Here is an 18,926-nt window from a genome sequence, read left to right on the forward strand (position 1 = left end):
CAGTATTTTTCGTTCTGACTTTCATGGGCCCCCTTGACAAATTTTATATTTCACCGGATAATAGCATAAATATTCATAAACTATAATAATTATGCAATAGAAGGGATGGTCATATGAAAGGTGTCATTCAGCTCGAAGACGGCCGGTCCTTCGAAGGAACGGCTTCCGGGGAGTGGAACGTGCCGCTCGAAGGAGAGGTCGTATTTTATACCGGGATGACCGGGTACCAGGAAGTTTTGACAGATCCTTCTTACAGGGGACAGATCGTCGTATTCACTTACCCTCTCATCGGTAATTACGGAGTATCGGAAACGGCGAATGAAAGCGCCACACCCCAGGTGAAGGGGGCAGTGATGTGGCAGTGCTCCGACGAGGACAGTCATTATCAGGCGGAACAGTCGTTATCCTCCTATATGAACGATATGAATATTCCATACTTAACGGGAGTTGATACGAGGGCACTGACGAAGGCGATTCGAGCGAAAGGGACGTGTCGGGCGAGTTTAAGTAAGGAAGGATCTACTCCTTCTTCCGTGGAAGCAGTTGGGGAAGTGTACGAAGTAAGTGGTGAGAAAAGTGAAGTATATGGAGAGGGAGACATTCATCTTGCACTTATCGATTTCGGCTGGAAAAGCTCCATTCTTCAGAAACTGCTGGACAGAGGAGCAAAAGTTACTGTTGTACCATTTTCGCAGGCAGCTGACATCCATTCCATTGAACCGGATGGAATTGTATTGTCCAACGGGCCGGGTGATCCGAAAGATGTAAGTGGAAAACTTGCAGAATTCAAGGACCTTTTCGATATATTCCCCGTGTTCGGTATCTGCTATGGCCACCAGGTGATTTCCTTAGCTTACGGAGCGGATACGGAAAAGCTTCCGTTCGGTCACCGGGGCGCCAACCACCCGGTGAAAGACCTGGAGAACGGCCGGGTATTCATTACTTCTCAGAATCACAACTACGTAGTCACCGCGGAAAGCCTTGAATTCACACCTCTAAAAGTGCGGATGGTAAACGTAAATGACGGTTCGGTTGAAGGGGTAGTCCATGATTCCATGCCGATTTTCAGTGCCCAGTTTCATCCGGAGGCGAATCCCGGACCTGAGGATGCCGAGTGGATGTTCGAGGAGTTTTTTGCAATTCTGCGTAAGAAAGAGGTGAAAGCATATGTCTGAAAAAGTGTTGGTTCTCGGTTCCGGGCCCATCATTATCGGTCAGGCGGCGGAATTCGATTATTCCGGTACGCAGGGATGTATCGCCCTGAAGGAAGAAGGTTACGAGGTAGTACTCGTTAATAACAATCCGGCCACGATTATGACGGATCCCGCTATTGCAGACAGCGTCTATTGCGAGCCGCTCACAGTCGAAAGTGTGGAAGCTATTATTAAAAAAGAAAGGCCCGATGCCCTGCTTGCAGGACTGGGAGGGCAGACGGCACTGAACCTTGCGGTGGAACTTCAACAGAAAGGAGTCATGGATGCGCATGAGCTGAAAGTGCTCGGAACCTCCATCGACTCTATTCAAAAAGGGGAAGACCGGGAACAGTTCAGACAGGTGATGCGTGATACGGAGCAGCCGGTCGTGGAAAGCCAGGTGATTACCACCTTCGATGCCGCCCGGGCTTTTACGGAAAAAACAGGCTTTCCGGTTATCAGCCGTCCGGCCTACACGCTTGGCGGGCGCGGGGGAGGCATCGCGCATAACGAGGAAGAGCTTCGCTCCCTCATGAAAGACGGGCTGAAAGCGAGTCCTATTTCCCAGGTAATACTCGAGAAAAGCATCGCGGGGTTCAAGGAACTGGAATACGAAGTGATGCGCGATACAAATGGTACGTGTATATCTGTATGCAACATGGAAAACGTGGATCCGGTAGGGGTGCATACAGGAGATTCGATTGTTACGGCCCCTTCCCAGACACTTACGGATAAAGAATATCAGATGCTGCGTACGTCAGCTCTGAAAATCGTGGACATTCTCGAGGTGATCGGAGGCTGTAACGTGCAGTTCGCTCTCGACCCTGCCAGCCGGCAATATTACGTCATCGAAGTCAATCCGCGGGTAAGCCGCTCTTCCGCTCTCGCCTCGAAAGCTACCGGGTACCCGATTGCAAAACTGGCGGCAAAGCTGGCTCTCGGGTATCGGCTTGATGAACTGCTCAATCCTCTTACCGGTTATACGTACGCAAGCTTCGAACCGGCTCTGGACTATGTCGTTGTGAAGTTTCCCCGCTGGCCTTTCGATAAATTCGCAGGAGCAGATCGTACCCTCGGCACTAAAATGAAGGCGACAGGTGAAGTGATGGCAATCGACCGGACACTGGAAGCGGCTTTTCAGAAAGCGATCGATTCGCTGGATCAGTCAGCGCCGGTGTTCAATGAAGAAAGGGACGCATGGGAACACGTAAAGAAACCGACTGATGCGAGATTTTTCGCCCTCCTTCATCTGATGCGGAAGGGCACGACCACAGAAGAACTGTTTGCAGCTACGCAGATTGATCCTTTCTTCCTGCATACTTTTGAACGTATGCTTTCGTGGGAGCAGCGCCTGGCGGAGGACACCTCCGTACGTACGATAAAGGAAGCGAAACTCTACGGAGTGTCAGATGCGAAAATTGCTGAAGTCACCGGCACTAATGAAAGGGAATGGATAAAATTCAGAGAAGAGAATAGCATAAAACCGTCCTACAAAATTGTTGATACGTGCGCAGGTGAATTCGAAGCCGAAACAAACTACGCCTACAGCACGTATGCAGGCGTGACGGAAATCAGTCCACTCCGGGCGGGCAAGAAAGCCCTGATCGTCGGAGCGGGACCGATACGTATCGGCCAGGGCGTAGAGTTCGATTATAGTTCGGTCAAAGCGATTGAAAGCCTGCAGAAATCAGGGTATACAACGATTATGATCAATAATAATCCGGAAACGGTCAGCACCGATTTCGAAACGGCAGACAGGCTGTACTTTGAACCTTTGAAACTGGAGAATATTCTCGATGTAGCCGCTTTTGAGAAAGTGGATGTCGTTTTCACAGCGTTCGGCGGCCAGACGGCTCTTAACGTAACGGAAGCTGTGGAAAAAGCCGGATATAAGGTGGCCGGAGCATCTTCCGAAACCATCGCTAAACTCGAAGATCGGGAGGCTTTCTATGAATTACTGCAGATGATAGATGTTCCCCACGTCCCCGGCGAGATGTGTCACTCACCGGAAGAAGCACGTGCAGCCGCACATACGTATCAGTATCCGCTTCTCTGTCGTCCCTCCTACGTTATAGGTGGACAGGGGATGGTCGTGATCCATTCGAAGAATGAACTTGAGTCGGCTCTTCAGGAGATGGAGCAGAGACATTACCCGCTGGTGATGGACCAGTTCATCTCCGGAGAGGAAGTAGAAGTGGAACTTGTCAGTAATGGTTCGGAAGTATTCATTCCCGGTCTCATGGCACACATTGAAAAAGCAGGCGTCCATTCGGGGGACAGCATGGCCGTGTTCCCTGCAGAGGTAGAGGGGACGATCCGGCATCAGGTAGAAACATTTGCGAAGAAGATTGCAACTTCCATAAATTATAAAGGAATCATGAATATACAGTTCCTTGTGAGCGGGACGAATGTCTTCGTTTTGGAAGTGAACCCGCGTTCGAGCCGTACGGTCCCGATTGTGAGTAAAACCGCAGCACTTCCGCTCATCGACTGGGCGGTCCGGGCGATGGTCGGGGAATCGATATGTTTCCCGGAAAAAACGCTCCACATACCCTGTGTGGCAGTGAAATTTCCGGTATTCTCCTCTCATGCTCTGGCGGAACTCGATCACAAACTCGGAGCTAACATGATGTCCACCGGAGAGGGGATGTATATCGGTGAAACGAAAGAAGAGGCGCTTGCAAAAGTGTTCGAACACTTACCTCCAGCCGGAAGTCCGGCATGTTTCGATGAAGATCACGACGATGATTTCGATACGTGGCTGAACACGCCGGAAGCTGCGGTCTACCATAACGAAGGTGAAACGGAAGAAGCGAGAGAGAAGAGGGTGAAAGCATTAAAAGCAGGCATCACTATTTTCAGTGACCCGGATGCATACAGAGCTTATAAGGAGAACCGGAAGGATGGCAGCAGGACAAGGATCGCTCTTAGAAAATCCGTAGAGGAAGAGGTGATAGTGTGAGGACGGAAACCACGGATCCAAAGGAAGAAATTTCTTTGAAAGGGAAGCACCTGCTTACCTGGAAAGACTACAGCAGAAAAGAAATCATTCATTTACTTGAAAGAGCGCTGGTATTGAAACAGTCTCCCTACTCTGGTGCGTTATCTCAAAAAACTCTGGCTATGATTTTCGAAAAATCGTCGACCCGGACCCGCGTCTCCTTCGAAGTGGGGATGACGCAGCTCGGAGGGACAGCCATCAATCTGAACAGCCGGGACATGCAGCTTGGACGCGGAGAAACAATCGGGGATACGGCGAAGGTTCTGTCGCGGTACGTGGATGGTATTATGATCCGCACCGATGCGCATCAGAAACTCGAAGAGCTGGCCGGGAACGGGAGTGTCCCCGTTATCAGCGGACTTTGTGATTTGTACCATCCGTGCCAGGCACTGGCCGATATGCTCACTGTTTATGAGCAGAAAGGTCAATTAGCCGGGGTGAAACTCGTTTATACCGGAGATGGAAATAATGTAGCCCACTCTCTTATGACGATAGGAGCAATTCTCGGTCTCGAGGTCGTGGTAGCCTCTCCCTCCGGCTATTGGCCGCTTGATTTTATAACAGGGAATGCAAAGAAGCTGGCGGCAAAACATGGGGGCAGTGTTACAGTAACAGAAAACGTGGAAGAAGCTGCCGCGGGTGCCGATATCCTTTATACCGATGTCTGGACCAGTATGGGACAGGACGGAGAAGAAAAAGAAAGAAAAGAGGCGCTTTTCCCCTATCAGATTAATGAAAGGCTTGTGACAGCAGCAAAGCCGGACGTAAGTGTTCTTCACTGTCTGCCGGCACACCGGGAAGAGGAGATCACTAAAGAGGTGATGGAAGGGGAACATTCTTTTGTCTTTGAACAGGCCGAAAATCGCCTTCATGTACAAAAAGCAATTTTGGAAGCATTACTTTAAAACAGTACTGTCCCGTTTTTTCAAGCGGGGCAGTTTTTTATGTTTAATGTATATAAAGAAAAGGAACCAGTTCTGCAGGCAATCAGTAATTATAAATTGTAAAACTTAGTGATTAAGTAGGAGTTTTGACCCTTGTCTAAAGTTCCCTTATATGGGATTCTTAAAGAAGAATACTTTTATTGTGAACAGTATAAGATCTGGGGAAAATGAACTGTTTTTAACATTACACAGGAGGTCGTTCAGGATGCACAAATACTGGATAAGCGGGTTAATAATGGTGCTGCTTGGAGTAGTCAACCCTATTAAGGGAGAAACGGAAACGTTACCGGGGAAAGAAGTACCGATAGACAAAGCCTGGACGATCGAGTTTACGGAAAATGTGGATGAAGATATTCTTTCAAGCAATAACTACGTGGGTATCAAGAGAGAAGACGGTACATTCGTCCCTCTGGAAAGAACAATCGGGGAAGCTTCAATCAGGCTGGAACCCGAAGAATTCTATAAGGACGGAGAAACCTATGAATTATACCTTTCTCCCGAACTCCGCTCCGAGACAAAAACGGAGACAGCCCGTAATTTCAGGGCTGTGTATGAAGTATCCGCTTTTGAACGGGAAGTGGTGGAACTTACCAACGAAAAAAGAGCAGCGTACGGTCTTCCTCCTCTGGAACTGAACGAAGAGCTCAGTCGTGTAGCGAAACAGAAATCATTTGATATGCATGAGAATTCCTATTTCGCCCACCAGTCACCGACGTATGGGTCTCCGTTCAATATGATGAATATGTTCGGACTCAATTATCAGTATGCCGGGGAAAACATTGCTGCCGGACAGATTTCTCCGGAAGAAGTAGTGGAAGCGTGGATGAACAGTGAAGGTCACCGCGCCAACATTTTAAATGAAAATTATGATGAAATCGGTGTCGGTTACGTCGATAGCGACGGTTATTATGTCACGTACTGGACGCAATTTTTCTATACATCCGGAGAATAATCCAGGTGATGTAAAGGCAATACCCGTCTCCTGCTTTCCCGGTGAGGAAAACAGGAGACGGGTTCTTTTTTTATTTAAGAGAGGAGAATGGACAGATGTACATAAAAGAGCTGAGTGAAATAGATGGAATAGCCCAGGCCCGTATGGTGAAAGAGGGAGCGGTATCGCAAGAAGAGGTGCTGCTTCATTATCGCATGATTCAGGAGGAGAGAAATCCGGAGCTGAATGCGATCGTTCATGAAGTGAAGAATGCCGATTACCGGAAGGACGGTTTCTTCGCAGGGCTGCCGTTCCTCATCAAAGATTTGAATGCGGTCAAAGGAGCACCGTTGACTTACGGTTCCAAAGTGATGGAAGGATTCACGGCACCCGGGGATGAAGAGATCGTCAGGCGCTACAAAAAAGCGGGCCTCAACATTACCGGGAAAACGAACACTCCCGAGTTCGGATTCACTCCTGCTACGGAATCACAGTTTCTCGGGGAGACGATCAATCCGTGGGATCGGACGAGATCTCCGGGCGGATCAAGCGGAGGTGCTGCGGTAGCTGTAGCTGCAGGAATGGTACCTTTCGCTCACGGGAGTGACGGAGGAGGATCCCTTCGTATACCTGCATCAAATACCGGCACGTTCGGTTTTAAACCGACACGGGGCCGCTCTCCGCTTACGATGTATCTTAACAGCCTTTCTGTTCAGCATGCGCTGACGACTTCCGTACGGGACAGTGCCGCCCTGCTTGATGTCATTGAAGGGCCGGTCCCGGGGACGGGTTACGGTTTCCCGGAGAAAGATCTTCCTTTTTTTGACACCATCGGTGAGTCTCCGGGGAAACTGAAAATAGCTTATGCCCCGAACGTACACGGCAATATCGAGATCGACGAAGAAGTACAGGAAGTGGTGCGGGATGCGGCAGAAAAGTGCGCTTCTCTCGGTCATGAAGTGGAAGAAGTATATCCGGATTTTGACCACGACGGTATGATGGAAGCTTATATTTACCTGTGGGTCGTCGGAGGAGCGCTCAGTGTAGATAAAGCAGCCAGTGCGAACAATAAGGCCCCGGCTGACCCTTTTATCGAAAAAATGTTATCTACGCTGAAGGAAAAAGCTGCCGGCTACAGTGCTCTTGAATATGAGAAAGCCAGGGAGAAAGTTTTTCTCGAGACGCAGAAGCTCGATCGTTTCTTTGAAGAATATGACGTGCTGATTAATCCGGTGAATCATAAAAAAGCCCTGCCCCTCGGTCGTTATAACGGAGAAGAGAAAACAATTGATGAAATATTATCCGTTTCGGAAATATACGCCTACTTGACTCCCATAGCAAATATGACGGGACAGCCGGCCATGAGTGTACCGACGTACTGGACGAAAGAAAACCTGCCGATCGGTTCTCATTTCCAGGCCCGATACGGACGCGACAAAGTTCTGTTCCAGCTTGCGCGTCAACTTGAAGAAGCTTTTCCCTGGAAAGAAAAATATAAAGAAATCAGAGGGTAGAACAAAAAAGTGTTCCCGCCAGTCGATTTCTCGGGAAACAAATAATAGCCGGGGGGTGTCCTCCGGCTATTTTGTATACCATTTATACAGTTTCTTCGGCCTTCCTATCTTCTGGTGGCTGATCACCTGTTTTACCTGCCCTTCCTCAAGCAGGTGCATCAGGTATCGATAGACGGTAGGGTAGGCAAGACCGATTTCTTTGGAAACGACATCGACGGACGCAGGTTCTTCTTCTTTTTTCAGGTGCTCCGCAATAATACTTAAAGTATTTTTGCTGATCCCTTTGGCGGAGTAGATTTCCTCACTTTCTTCGTGCACGGAACGCATATTTGCAAGCTTTACGTGCAGCTGGATACGGGAAATCAAATCCGGGGCTTTGACCGGTTTTAAGGCGAAATCCGTCGCGCCTTCTTCGAGAAAGCGATCCGCAATTTCCTGGCGCTCATCCACCGTAAGGACGAGGATGGGTACCTGCTGATTCTGTTTTCTTATTTCTTTGACCGTCTGCAGCCCGTCCATCTCCGGCATATGATAGTCGACCAGAATAATGTCGAATTTCTCCCGCTGAAATAAATCGACTCCCTCGCGACCGTTCACGGCCGTATTTGATTGCCATCCCGCATGGTTACAGAATTCCGTCAGCATATAACGCAAGGATTCGTCATTATCGATGATCAGTATGTTCATAGCGTGTCCTCTCCTTCGGAAAATGTATCCAGAATGTTGTGCCGACCCCCGGTTCGCTTTCGATATCGAGGGAGGCCCCGTGTTCTTCAATTACGTTTTTGACGAATGATAAACCGAGCCCCGGGTGCTCTTTCGTACTGAATCCGGCATTCCAGATTTTTTGGATGTCCCGATTTTTGATGCCGGGCCCGTTGTCTTCGATACCGATCCATATGCCCGCATGGACTTCCGAACGGATGACGACCTGGGCGTTTTTCTGACCTTCGACAGCGTCTCCGGCGTTATCAATCAGGTTGACGATTGCCCTTGTCATCCGGATTTTGTTAATGTAGATCTCTATATCACTCGGAGCCTGGAGTTCGAACTGGTAAATGGTAGAGGATTCGGACAATTTGTTTTGCCTCACGTATTCGATCAGCGTGTGCAGGGAGCACCAGTTCTTCTTTTCATCATATAGTATTTCAGAGACCATGTCGCTCGTAGCCTCTATAGAATCGGATATTTTTCCGGTATATGTCTGGATATCCGGATCGTCCGTTTTCATCTGGATAAGAGAATTCAGCCCCTCCATCAGAGAGAGTGGTGTTTTCAGGTCGTGGACGAGATGAAGGGCTTCCCGGCCGCTTCTTGCTTCCACCATTTCGAGCCGCGCCGACTCCAGATCTTTGCGCATTTTCCACTTCTGTTCGACCACTGTTAAATAGACGGCAAACACGAGGGCATGGACGATGAAGACAGCTGAAAATAAAAGGCTGTAGATAGATAGAGTGTTTTCAAAACCGATAGCGGACGATGTACTTTTAACCAGTACGGAAACTTCTCCGCCGCCGAACCCGAAAGAAGTGAGAGCAGGGACGATATCCAGCCACTGGTAACCGAACAGAAGCTGGGAGAAAACGAAAGACATAAACAGCGGACGCATATTTTGTCTGCCGAACAGCTGAAGAAATAAAATGGATAGTAACAGAAGAATGGCAGGTCCCCCGAAATGATAGTTCATGGAATAATAAGAGTTGATAAGCAGATATACTGCAGGAATAATCACGACCGGAACGGCGATTTTCAGTATGGGACGGTTATATTTTCTTCCAAGAGCATCCCCGAGGAGCAGAGCCCCGAGATAGTGGGGAAGAGCTCTCAATGTATTCAGAAAAACGAGAATAAGTGCGGTAAGCATTAAAGTACTGCCGTCGGGGTTGTTTTTGAGTTTTTCAATCATATGATGCAGCCCGACATGTTCAATGTCGAATAGAAGTGGAAAGAAGACTCCGAAAATGATCAGCAGTATCGGTATCCAGAAGCGTTTTCTCACAGATCCCTTCCCCCCTTATGATGTATATAGCCGGTTTCCTGCATGAATCTTTTCTCTTTATTATAACCGTGATGATCGGGAGGTGCCATATGAAGAATGAAGTGCCGGTTCAAAAACCATAAAAAGCAGCCGGGAGCGCTGCTCCGGCTGCTTTTGAAAAACAGGCAGTTATACTTTCCGTTTGTTCAGTTCATCATTCTCTTCCTTCGTGAAAGCACGCGAGCGAGTCAGGAACCGTTTCCCTTCTACACCTTCAAGAGAAAACATACCTCCGCGTCCATCCACGACATCAATGATCAGCTGGGTGTGCTTCCAGTACTCAAATTGTTTCTTGTGAATATAAAAGGGGACTCCGGCGATTTCACCGAGTTTTATATCCTGAGCCCCGACCATAAGATCACCTTCCGGGTAACACATCGGTGAACTGCCGTCGCAGCAGCCGCCGGACTGGTGGAACATCAGGGCTCCATGTTTTTCCTTCAGGGTGTCGATAAGTGCAAGAGCGTCTTCTGTTGCCGTAACTCGTTCAGCCATAAGGCTCATCCTTTCTGGTGTAGGTAATTCTTGTCCAGATGGCGGGGTTTCCTGCTTACGACAGCGCTTCTAACCGGAAGTTTCCGCTTTTGGTCGTCCAGCTGCACCACCCAGAAGTCCACGGTCCAAGCCATAGCTTCTTTTTCAGGATAATGCACCTGAAAAGCGAACCTCCGACTTAGCCCGGAACTTCTAAACGGGCGGTTCCGCTTTTGTTCATCCAGCTGCAACTTCCAGAAGCTCATGCCGCAAGCAGTACCCTTATTTTCGGGGGAGGGCACCCGAAAAGTAAGCCTCTTGCTTACGACAGTGCTTCTAACCGGAAGTTTCCGCTTTTGTTCTTAAAAGAATCCAAGTTTTTGCGGGCTGTAGCTGACGAGCATGTTTTTCGTCTGCTGATAGTGGCCGAGCATCATTTTGTGGTTCTCGCGGCCGATACCGGACATCTTGTAACCGCCAAAGGCAGCGTGAGCAGGGTAGGCGTGGTAGCAGTTCGTCCATACGCGTCCCGCCTGGATGCCGCGTCCGAAGCGGTAGGCCGTATTCACGTTGCGGGTCCAGATACCGGCGCCGAGACCGTACAGGGTATCATTGGCAATTTCCATGGCTTCATCTTCATCCTTGAACGTAGTGACGGACAGGACAGGGCCGAAAATCTCCTCCTGGAATATACGCATATCGTTTGTCCCTTTGAATATCGTCGGTTTCACGTAGTAGCCGTCGGAAAATTCCCCGTCCATTTTATTCTGTTCTCCTCCGACGAGCAGTTCGGCACCTTCATCTTTACCTATTTCAAGATACGAAAGTATTTTTTCCAGTTGTTCGGAAGAAGCTTGCGCTCCCATAGCTGTGTTCGGATCAAGCGGATTCCCTGTCTTGATTTCTTTCACCCGTTTAATGGCTCTCTCCATAAATTCATCGTAAATGGATTCATGCACAAGGGCACGTGACGGACATGTACATACTTCACCCTGGTTCAGCGCGAACATGACGAGACCTTCCACCGCTTTGTCGAGAAAATCATCGTCTTCCTGCATAATATCCGGGAAGAATACGTTCGGGGACTTTCCACCAAGTTCCAGTGTTACCGGAATGATATTCTGGGAAGCGTACTGCATAATCATCCGGCCGGTCGTCGTTTCGCCGGTGAAAGCAATCTTCTGAATATCAGGATGCTGGGCAAGAGGTTTCCCGGTCTCGAGACCGAACCCGTTAACGATATTCAATACTCCGGCAGGAAGCAGATCTTCAATCATTTCCATCAGAAAAAGGATGGAGGCAGGAGTCTGTTCCGCCGGCTTCAGTACTACGCAGTTGCCGGTGGCGAGGGCAGGAGCCAGTTTCCAGGTCGCCATGAGGATAGGGAAGTTCCATGGAATGATCTGACCGACGACACCCAGAGGCTCATTGAAATGATAGGCTACCGTGTCTTCATCAATCTGGCCGATGGAGCCTTCCTGAGCACGAATTGCGCCTGCAAAATAGCGGAAGTGGTCGATGGCAAGTGGTATATCTGCGTTGAGGGTTTCGCGGACCGCTTTTCCGTTGTCCCAGGTTTCTGCGACAGCGAGAAGTTCAAGGTTCTCCTCCATGCGATCGGCAATTTTATTTAATATATTGGCTCTTTCCGCAACGGAAGTGGAGCCCCAGGCTTTTTGAGCTTTATGTCCTGCTTCAATGGCTTTATTTATATCTTCTTCTGTAGAGCGGGGGATTCTGGTGAAGTTTTTGCCGGTTACCGGAGTTACGTTGTCGAAGTATTGCCCTTTTTCGGGCGGCGTCCATTCCCCTCCGATGTAGTTCTCATACTGTTCTTTGAATTGAACCGGGGACCCTTCTGTGTTTGGGTTTTGATATACCATTTAATCAATCCTCCTGTGCTTTATTGAAAACGCTTACAGATAAAATTTAGCACGAAGGTGGAATATTGTCAATTATCTGACGGATATATAGCGGACCCTGTTTCTGGTATAATGACCGGAGATAGGAAAGGAGTGGGAAGATGTCTAAAAGAGTGATGCTCGTGGACGGGATGGCGCTGCTGTTCCGGGCCTTCTATGCTACAGCTGTGAGTAATTATTATATGATCAATTCGAAAGGTGTACCGACAAACGCCGTGTACGGAATGGTGAAGCATCTGTTTTCGGCGGTGAGGGAATATGAACCGACTCACGTCGTCGCCTGCTGGGATATGGGCAGCAAAACATTCAGAAACGATATGCTCGAGAGCTACAAAGCAAACAGGAGCGCACCTCCGGAAGAGATGGTTCCACAGTTCGATCTGGCAAAAGAAGTGATGGAAGCTCTACATATACCGAACGTCGGCTTGGCAGGGTATGAAGCGGACGACTGTATAGGGACATTAAGTCATCATTACCGGGAAGAAGCCGAAGTGCTGATTCTGACTGGTGATCAGGATATGCTGCAGCTGCTTGAACCGAATGTTTCTGTAGTATTACTGAAAAAAGGGTACGGTAACTATGCCGAGTATACGGAAGAAAGGCTGAAAGAGGAAAAAGGGATCACCCCGAAACAGCTCATTGATCTGAAGGCTTTCATGGGAGACAGCAGCGACAACTACGCCGGAGTGAAAGGGATAGGGGAGAAGACCGCTCTGAAGCTGTTGCATCAGTACGGTACGATTGAAGGGATACTTGAAAACATAAGCGCTCTTACAAAAGCACAGCGAAGTAAAATCGAGACGGACCTCGATATGCTGCATCTTTCGAGGGATTTAGCCGCAATCCGCTGCAACGTCGAAATTGATTTTCCACTGGAGGAAGCTCTCCTTCAGGTGGATGAAGAGAAAATGGCATGGAAATTCAATGAACTCGAATTTAAAAACTGGAGAAAAAACCTGATATGACGGTGATATACGGAAGAAAATAAGTGTTATACATTAAAAAGTCTCCCGCCTGCAGATATCTGCAGGCGGGAGACTTTTCTCGTAATAGATACTTTTACATTCTCGATTTTATCTCAATGTTTTAAGAGCTTCTTCGATTTGAGTATCGCCGCTGATCACTTCGAAAGCCTTGTGGAAAGCGTTCGGTTCCTGAAGCGCCGCGATGATAGTTTTAGCTACGTCCGCACGAGGGATTTCACCAAAATCAACTGTGTCGCCCACTGTAATCTTGGAAGTGGAATCGCCGTCTGTCAGACCGCCTGGACGTACGATTGTGTAATCCAGTTCCGTACTTTGCAGATACTCATCCGCTTTACCTTTCGCTTCCATGTAATGGCGCATATCTTCACCTACACGGCTCGGGTCTCCTGCGGCAATAGAGCTCAGCATAACGAATTTGGTCATGCCGAATTCTTCCGTATGCTTAATCAGATTGATGGCGCCTTCCTGGTCGACTCTTACCGTCTCTTCAGGTCCTGTGCTTGAGCCGGAGCCTGCTGCAAATATGACAGCGTCCATGCCTTTTACACCGTGACCGACATCTTTCGTTACGTCAGCAAGAACCGGGATACCGCCGAGTGATTCGATTGTACCTTTCTGTTCTTCTTTACGAACCATGCCGTACGGTTCGTGTCCATCTTCTTTTAGATATTGTATGAGCAAACGTCCTGTTTTTCCGTTTGCACCAGCTACTAGTACTTTCATAAATTGATCAAAGCTCCCTTCGATTTGTTTGTCTACTTTATAATACATATCCTGTTCGCTGCCGTTTTAAACATAACCCTCCGGAAAACATAGTTCCTGAAAGTTGCAGGAGGCGCAAATACTCCTGTTTTGCTGCATAGGGAAAGAGGTGATGGGTTTCGGTATGTTTTTTCCCCTGTCTTCCATATATTCTTCCATTTCCCGGAGGCTGAGATTGAACATATCCTGCACGCGGACGATTTCTTCTTCGGTAAGCTTATGTTCTTCGGTGCTCCCGTCAAGAAGATATTCGTTCCGGATCGTAATCTCATCAAGGGACTCTACAGGAAAAGTATGCTTCACATACATGGCATAAAGGGCCAGCTGGTTACGGTCCTCTTCTGTCTGTTTCCCCGTCTTCCAGTCGACGATAACCCACTTGCCTGACTGATGATGGTAGTAAAGAAGGTCCATAACGACCCAGACTTTCACCCCGTCGATCAGTAAGTAGCGAAACTTCTCGGATTCCACAAAGTCCGTGTTTTCCGTATCGAGCATATCGCGAAAAGTGGGGCTGGAAAGAAAATTTTTAAGAACGGTGTCGAGGCGGTACTTGATTTTATCTATTTTTTCTTCCGGAATCGTGTTTCCGTAATATACCTCATGGAGCATGATGTAGCCTTTCGGCCGCCGCCACCAGCTATACTCCCGGTGATAGGAATCCCGGTAGGCGAGGTTGAGTTTCTGACGGATGTAGTTTTTCATCTTATCCTCCCCCGGCAGTTCACCGGTGGTGCGGTAATGGGCAACGGCTTTTTCAACTGTTTCGTGAACGATACTTCCGAAATACATTTCCAGGTTCGTTATTTTTTTGAGCCTGTATGCCTGATGCTGTAAACTGTCTATATTACTGATCCATCCATTATGGGAAGTGTAGTAATGATAAACGTATTTACGTGCGCAGGTCATAAGTGTATTGTGTCTGGCAATGGACCAGGATAACTCGGGATATTTAGCCATAGGCAACCTCCTGATTTACATTATAGTAGAAAACAGAAGAAAGGTGGAACGATAATGATACCAAGGGTGTTAAGCATTGCCGGCTCGGCCAGTCAGGGGAGTGCAGGTATTCAGGCGGACCTGAAAACGTTTGAAGAACACAACGTATATGGAATGAGTGCGGTCACGGCTCTCGTTGCCAACAATTCGGTGACGGATACAGGGGTGTTCACCCAGCCGGTCGAATCTGTGCAGGCTCAGGTTCACGCGTCGATGGAGCATGTGGGAGCCGACGCCCTGAAGACGGGTATGCTGTTTACAAAAGAGATTATTGAAGCGACGGCAGAACTCCTGAAAAGGTATAAACAGGTTCCGTACGTTCTGGATCCGGTCATGATCGGTAAGATGGGAACCCAGCTCCTGAAGGAGGAGGCGGTGGAAAGTTTGAAAGAAGAACTGATTCCGCTTGCTGCAGTGATCACTCCGAATTTACAGGAAGCAGGAAAGCTTCTCGGCAGAAGGGCTTCCGAAACGATTGAAGAGATGGAGAGGGACGTGAAGCAGCTGCACAGTTTCGGGGCGGACTACGTCCTTTTGAAAGGCGGAGGGTTGTCCGATTATCCGGCCGTCGACCTCCTGTTCGATGGAACGGAAGTGAAGGAATACCGTTCCGAGCGGATTGATACGATTCATACAAGCGGGGCCGGATGCACGTATTCGGCTTCCATTGCAGCTGGCCTTGCCAAAGGACTGCCGATGGATAGAGCCGTGGAGGAAGCGAAATATTTCGTTACGGAAGCTATTCGTCATGCGTTATCTTTCGGTGAAGGAATCGGCTCCACCTATCACGCAGCCGAGCGTATTTTTGGAAGGAAAAGATGAAAATACCTAAATAAAAACCCCTGCAGAAAGCCGGTCAGGCACATCTGCAGGGGTTTTGCTGATTATTGGAAGACTGAGAAGCTTTAAGCTTTCTGTCTCATTTTCTCCTGTTGCATACGCGTATATTTATCAATCTGCGTTCCGAGCTCGGGGCTCCAGCGGTTTTCCGGATGTTCTTTGCATTCAATCGTGCAGGCGGCATGGTATGTCTGTTCACAATCTTCGCAGCAGACGTACTGACGGTTGCAGCCCGGGTTAGAACAGTTGATCATACGGTCTTCTTTCTTGCCGCAGTGCTCGCATTCAGCTACGATCACTTCTTCTTTCTGGTTCACCGGAACGGTAACCCGTTCATCAAATACGTACATTTTGCCATCGAACAGCTCACCCTGGACTTCCGGGTCTTTTCCGTACGTAGTAATTCCGCCTTCGAGCTGATAAACATCTTCTACTCCGTTTTTCTTCAGTATGCCGGTGAGTTTTTCACAACGGATACCGCCAGTGCAATAAGTCAGCACCTTTTTGTCCTTCCATTCTTCGGCTTTCTCCGCTATCCACTCCGGAAACTCCCGGGAGAAGTTCACGTCGGGACGTATCGCATTACGGAAATGGCCGATACGATATTCGTATTCATTACGTCCGTCAATGACGATGGTATCTTCGTCTTCAAGCATTTCACGGAACTCTTTCGGTTTCAGATGCTGCCCTCCGAACGTTTTCGGGTCGATGTCGTCTTCCTCGATATTCCAGTTGACGAGTTCCGGCTTCACACGGCAGTGCATTTTCTTGAAAGCGTGACCTTCATGTTCATCGATTTTAAAATGGATGTCAGCGAACCGTTCATCTGAACGCACATATTCCATGTATTCCTCTACCTGTTCGACCGTCCCCGATACTGTTCCGTTAATACCTTCCGGAGCTACAATAATACGACCCCGGAGACCAAGATCTTTACAGAAATGTAAGTGATTGGCACAGTATTCTTCGTAGTCTGGTAAATCAACGTATTTGTAATAGAGAAGAACCCGGTAATCTGAGCTCATGGTGATTCCTCCTGTTTTCTATTCTCTGACTGATAAAAATCATTAAGTCGTTATTATCCATCATTTATAATATGCGATTTCCACCTTAAATTCAAACAGAAAAACTTGTAAACGCTTCTCAGTAGACGGTAGCACCGAGACAGGAGGCGAAGTGCCCGAGCGCCCACTCATGTCCCTGCTGATTAAATGAAGCCACTGCGTTTCGATTGATGACCGTCGGGTAACTTAAATTGTAAGCATCCACAGCAGTATGAAGGATACAGATATCCGTACAGACACCGGTTATGTGAAGTTCCCGTATTCCTCTTTCTTTCAGAAGAAGATCGAGCGGGGTACCGGCGAAAGCGCTGTACCTCGTTTTATCCAGGTAGTGCACGAACGGTTCGTTCTTGTATTGTCCCGACGCTTTCTCCACTTCTCCGTATAAGTCGCGTCCCGAGGTACCGATGATATTGTGGGGCGGGAAAAGATCGGTCTCCGGGTGACGGGTGTCTTTTTCGTGATGAGCATCCGTCAGGAAGAATATATCTTCCCGGTTGTGCGCAAATTCGTGAATATGGCCGGCTATGTTTCCGTCTATCTCCTGTCCCGGTTCCCCGCAGGTGAGTGCCCCGTTTTCGTGAACGAAATCGTTGGTATAATCGATGACCAGTAAAGCTTTTTTCAACATTTCAACCATCCACCTTTACATGTGTATATACACATAGTAGCAGAAATTTCTGTTTTTTGAAATGTAAGGGTTGTCATTCCTGTATATACAAATTATAATAATTAACACAATTTGTATATACAGGACGCCAGAAAATGAAAGCGGTTGTAGTATATCAGTCAAAATATTTTAAGGAGGGAATGACGTGGACTATCGTAAAGAAGCAGAACAGATCCTCGAAGCTCTGGGCGGTAAAGAAAACGTGGAGGCGGCTACTCACTGCGTAACACGCTTACGGCTTGCACTGGGAGATGAGGGGATTGTAGATCAGAAAAGGCTGGATGAGCTAGATGTTGTAAAAGGATCGTTCTCTGCCAACAATCAGTTTCAGGTCGTTATCGGTCAGGGTACAGTGGACAAAGTTTACAACGAATTTATAGAACTTGCCGGAATCGGGGAAGCCTCGAAGGAAGAAGTTAAAGAACAGACAGAAGGCAAGATGAACCCCCTTCAACGCGGTGTGAAGACACTTGCGGATATATTCATTCCGATTCTGCCGGCTATCATCACGGCAGGGCTCCTGCTTGGTCTGAATAACCTGCTCACTGGACCGGGGATTTTCTTCGAGGAGCAGTCGATTATTGATGTTTATCCGCAGTGGTCCGGTTTCGCGAACATGATTATAGTCATCGCGAATACGGCATTCGTCTTCCTGCCGGCGCTCATAGGGTGGTCAGCTGCCAAGAAATTCGGAGGTACACCTCTTCTTGGTATACTGATTGGTCTCGTTCTTGTTAACCCGGAACTGTTGAGTGCTTACGGTTACGGGGAGGCTGTCAAAGAAGGGACGGTTCCCGTCTGGAACCTGTTCGGATTCGAAGTCGATAAGATCGGTTATCAGGGTCAGGTACTTCCGGTACTTGTAGCTGCATGGGTTCTTACGAAAATAGAACTGTTCCTGCGCAAAAGAATTCCGGAAAGTATCCAGCTGCTTATCGTGGCCCCGGTCGCTCTTCTCGTAACAGGATTTCTTACGTTCATCTTTATCGGACCGGTCACTTTCGCTATCGGTAATGGAATCAGCGACGGTTTTATCGCACTCTTTGATATGGCAGCCTGGGCCGGTGGTCTTTTGTACGGCGGGCTTTACGGAGCACTCGTTATTACGGGTATGCACCATACGTTCCTGGCCGTCGATATTCAGCTCGTCGGCAGTACCGGGAGTACGTTCCTTTGGCCGATGCTTGCTCTGTCGAACATCGCTCAGGGGTCGGCGGCTTTCGCGATTTTCCTTGCTACGAAAGACGAGAAACTTAAAGGGTTGAGCGGTTCTTCCGGACTTTCCGCATGGCTCGGTATTACAGAACCGGCACTGTTCGGGGTCAACCTGCGCTTTAAGTATCCGTTCGTCATTTCCCTTATCTCTTCTGGAATAGCCGGACTTTATATAGCTTCAAGAGGCGTGCTGGCCACATCGATCGGTGTCGGCGGGGTGCCCGGTATTTTCTCGATCATGAACGAGTACTGGGGCGACTTTCTGATCGGCATGGCGATTGTCATCGTTCTTCCTCTTACGGCGACATATCTTTACGCCAAACGTAAACGCGACGTTTAATAACTCAGCCAGCCGTGTGGGTCCTGATACCTT

16 protein-coding genes are annotated in these 18,926 nt (G+C 48.4%); 8 read left to right on the forward strand and 8 right to left on the reverse strand.

The annotated features are described in order from the left end of the window. The first annotated feature begins 113 nt into the window (after positions 1–113). From AAV35_RS01570 to AAV35_RS01590, 5 genes are all read left to right on the forward strand, one after another. A complete protein-coding gene (locus AAV35_RS01570; RefSeq protein ID WP_008589242.1) occupies positions 114–1,175 on the forward strand; it encodes a carbamoyl phosphate synthase small subunit in 1,062 nt (353 codons plus the stop codon). Then, positions 1,168–4,155 carry a carbamoyl-phosphate synthase (glutamine-hydrolyzing) large subunit gene (locus tag AAV35_RS01575; RefSeq protein ID WP_008589244.1) on the forward strand — a complete coding sequence of 996 codons (2,988 nt, stop codon included), beginning with the start codon at positions 1,168–1,170 and terminating at the stop codon, positions 4,153–4,155. The genes AAV35_RS01570 and AAV35_RS01575 overlap by 8 nt, the downstream gene beginning before the upstream one ends. Beyond that, complete coding sequence (gene argF, locus AAV35_RS01580; RefSeq protein ID WP_008589246.1) at positions 4,152–5,099, forward strand: ornithine carbamoyltransferase; 948 nt, start codon at positions 4,152–4,154, stop codon at positions 5,097–5,099. The genes AAV35_RS01575 and argF overlap by 4 nt, the downstream gene beginning before the upstream one ends. Before the next feature lie 244 nt (positions 5,100–5,343). Then, the gene (locus AAV35_RS01585) at positions 5,344–6,090 is read left to right on the forward strand and encodes a CAP domain-containing protein (RefSeq protein WP_008589248.1); all 747 of its coding nucleotides are present in this window, start codon (positions 5,344–5,346) and stop codon (positions 6,088–6,090) included. Positions 6,091–6,185: 95 nt separating this feature from the next. Next, on the forward strand, positions 6,186–7,583 hold the full coding sequence (locus tag AAV35_RS01590; RefSeq protein WP_008589251.1) for an amidase: 1,398 nt from the start codon (positions 6,186–6,188) through the stop codon (positions 7,581–7,583). Positions 7,584–7,649: 66 nt separating this feature from the next. Here AAV35_RS01590 and AAV35_RS01595 read toward each other — a convergent pair whose 3' ends face one another. The 4 genes from AAV35_RS01595 to exaC form a co-directional block, all read right to left on the reverse strand. Beyond that, positions 7,650–8,270 carry a response regulator gene (locus AAV35_RS01595; protein WP_008589253.1) on the reverse strand — a complete coding sequence of 207 codons (621 nt, stop codon included), beginning with the start codon at positions 8,268–8,270 and terminating at the stop codon, positions 7,650–7,652. Further along, the gene (locus AAV35_RS01600) at positions 8,248–9,582 is read right to left on the reverse strand and encodes a sensor histidine kinase (RefSeq protein ID WP_008589255.1); all 1,335 of its coding nucleotides are present in this window, start codon (positions 9,580–9,582) and stop codon (positions 8,248–8,250) included. The genes AAV35_RS01595 and AAV35_RS01600 overlap by 23 nt, the downstream gene beginning before the upstream one ends. 168 nt (positions 9,583–9,750) lie before the next feature. Beyond that, positions 9,751–10,116, reverse strand: coding sequence for a DUF779 domain-containing protein (locus AAV35_RS01605; protein WP_008589257.1), 366 nt, complete (start codon positions 10,114–10,116; stop codon positions 9,751–9,753). A gap of 341 nt (positions 10,117–10,457) precedes the next feature. After that, positions 10,458–11,978, reverse strand: coding sequence for an acetaldehyde dehydrogenase ExaC (gene exaC / locus AAV35_RS01615; protein WP_008589261.1), 1,521 nt, complete (start codon positions 11,976–11,978; stop codon positions 10,458–10,460). A 140-nt stretch (positions 11,979–12,118) separates the two neighbouring features. On the opposite strand from exaC, the gene AAV35_RS01620 reads away from it, so the two are divergent. Further along, a complete protein-coding gene (locus tag AAV35_RS01620; RefSeq protein WP_008589264.1) occupies positions 12,119–12,982 on the forward strand; it encodes a 5'-3' exonuclease in 864 nt (287 codons plus the stop codon). A 108-nt stretch (positions 12,983–13,090) separates the two neighbouring features. Here AAV35_RS01620 and AAV35_RS01625 read toward each other — a convergent pair whose 3' ends face one another. Continuing rightward, on the reverse strand, positions 13,091–13,726 hold the full coding sequence (locus AAV35_RS01625) for an SDR family oxidoreductase (RefSeq protein WP_008589297.1): 636 nt from the start codon (positions 13,724–13,726) through the stop codon (positions 13,091–13,093). Positions 13,727–13,792: 66 nt separating this feature from the next. Further along, a complete protein-coding gene (locus AAV35_RS01630; protein WP_008589300.1) occupies positions 13,793–14,725 on the reverse strand; it encodes a PD-(D/E)XK nuclease family protein in 933 nt (310 codons plus the stop codon). A gap of 54 nt (positions 14,726–14,779) precedes the next feature. On the opposite strand from AAV35_RS01630, the gene thiD reads away from it, so the two are divergent. Then, the gene (gene thiD / locus AAV35_RS01635) at positions 14,780–15,586 is read left to right on the forward strand and encodes a bifunctional hydroxymethylpyrimidine kinase/phosphomethylpyrimidine kinase (RefSeq protein WP_008589304.1); all 807 of its coding nucleotides are present in this window, start codon (positions 14,780–14,782) and stop codon (positions 15,584–15,586) included. 83 nt (positions 15,587–15,669) lie between these two features. Here thiD and trhO read toward each other — a convergent pair whose 3' ends face one another. Both trhO and AAV35_RS01645 read right to left on the reverse strand, forming a co-directional pair. Continuing rightward, the gene (gene trhO, locus AAV35_RS01640; RefSeq protein WP_008589305.1) at positions 15,670–16,629 is read right to left on the reverse strand and encodes an oxygen-dependent tRNA uridine(34) hydroxylase TrhO; all 960 of its coding nucleotides are present in this window, start codon (positions 16,627–16,629) and stop codon (positions 15,670–15,672) included. A 118-nt stretch (positions 16,630–16,747) separates the two neighbouring features. Beyond that, on the reverse strand, positions 16,748–17,299 hold the full coding sequence (locus tag AAV35_RS01645) for a cysteine hydrolase family protein (RefSeq protein ID WP_008589307.1): 552 nt from the start codon (positions 17,297–17,299) through the stop codon (positions 16,748–16,750). 184 nt (positions 17,300–17,483) lie between these two features. Between AAV35_RS01645 and treP the strand changes: the two genes are divergently transcribed. Further along, positions 17,484–18,893: a PTS system trehalose-specific EIIBC component gene (gene treP, locus AAV35_RS01650; RefSeq protein WP_008589310.1), complete on the forward strand. Its 1,410-nt coding sequence runs from the start codon at positions 17,484–17,486 to the stop codon at positions 18,891–18,893. Positions 18,894–18,926 lie beyond the last annotated feature (33 nt).

Source organism: Salimicrobium jeotgali, assembly GCF_001685435.2.
GTDB lineage: Bacteria > Bacillota > Bacilli > Bacillales > Halobacillaceae > Salimicrobium > Salimicrobium album.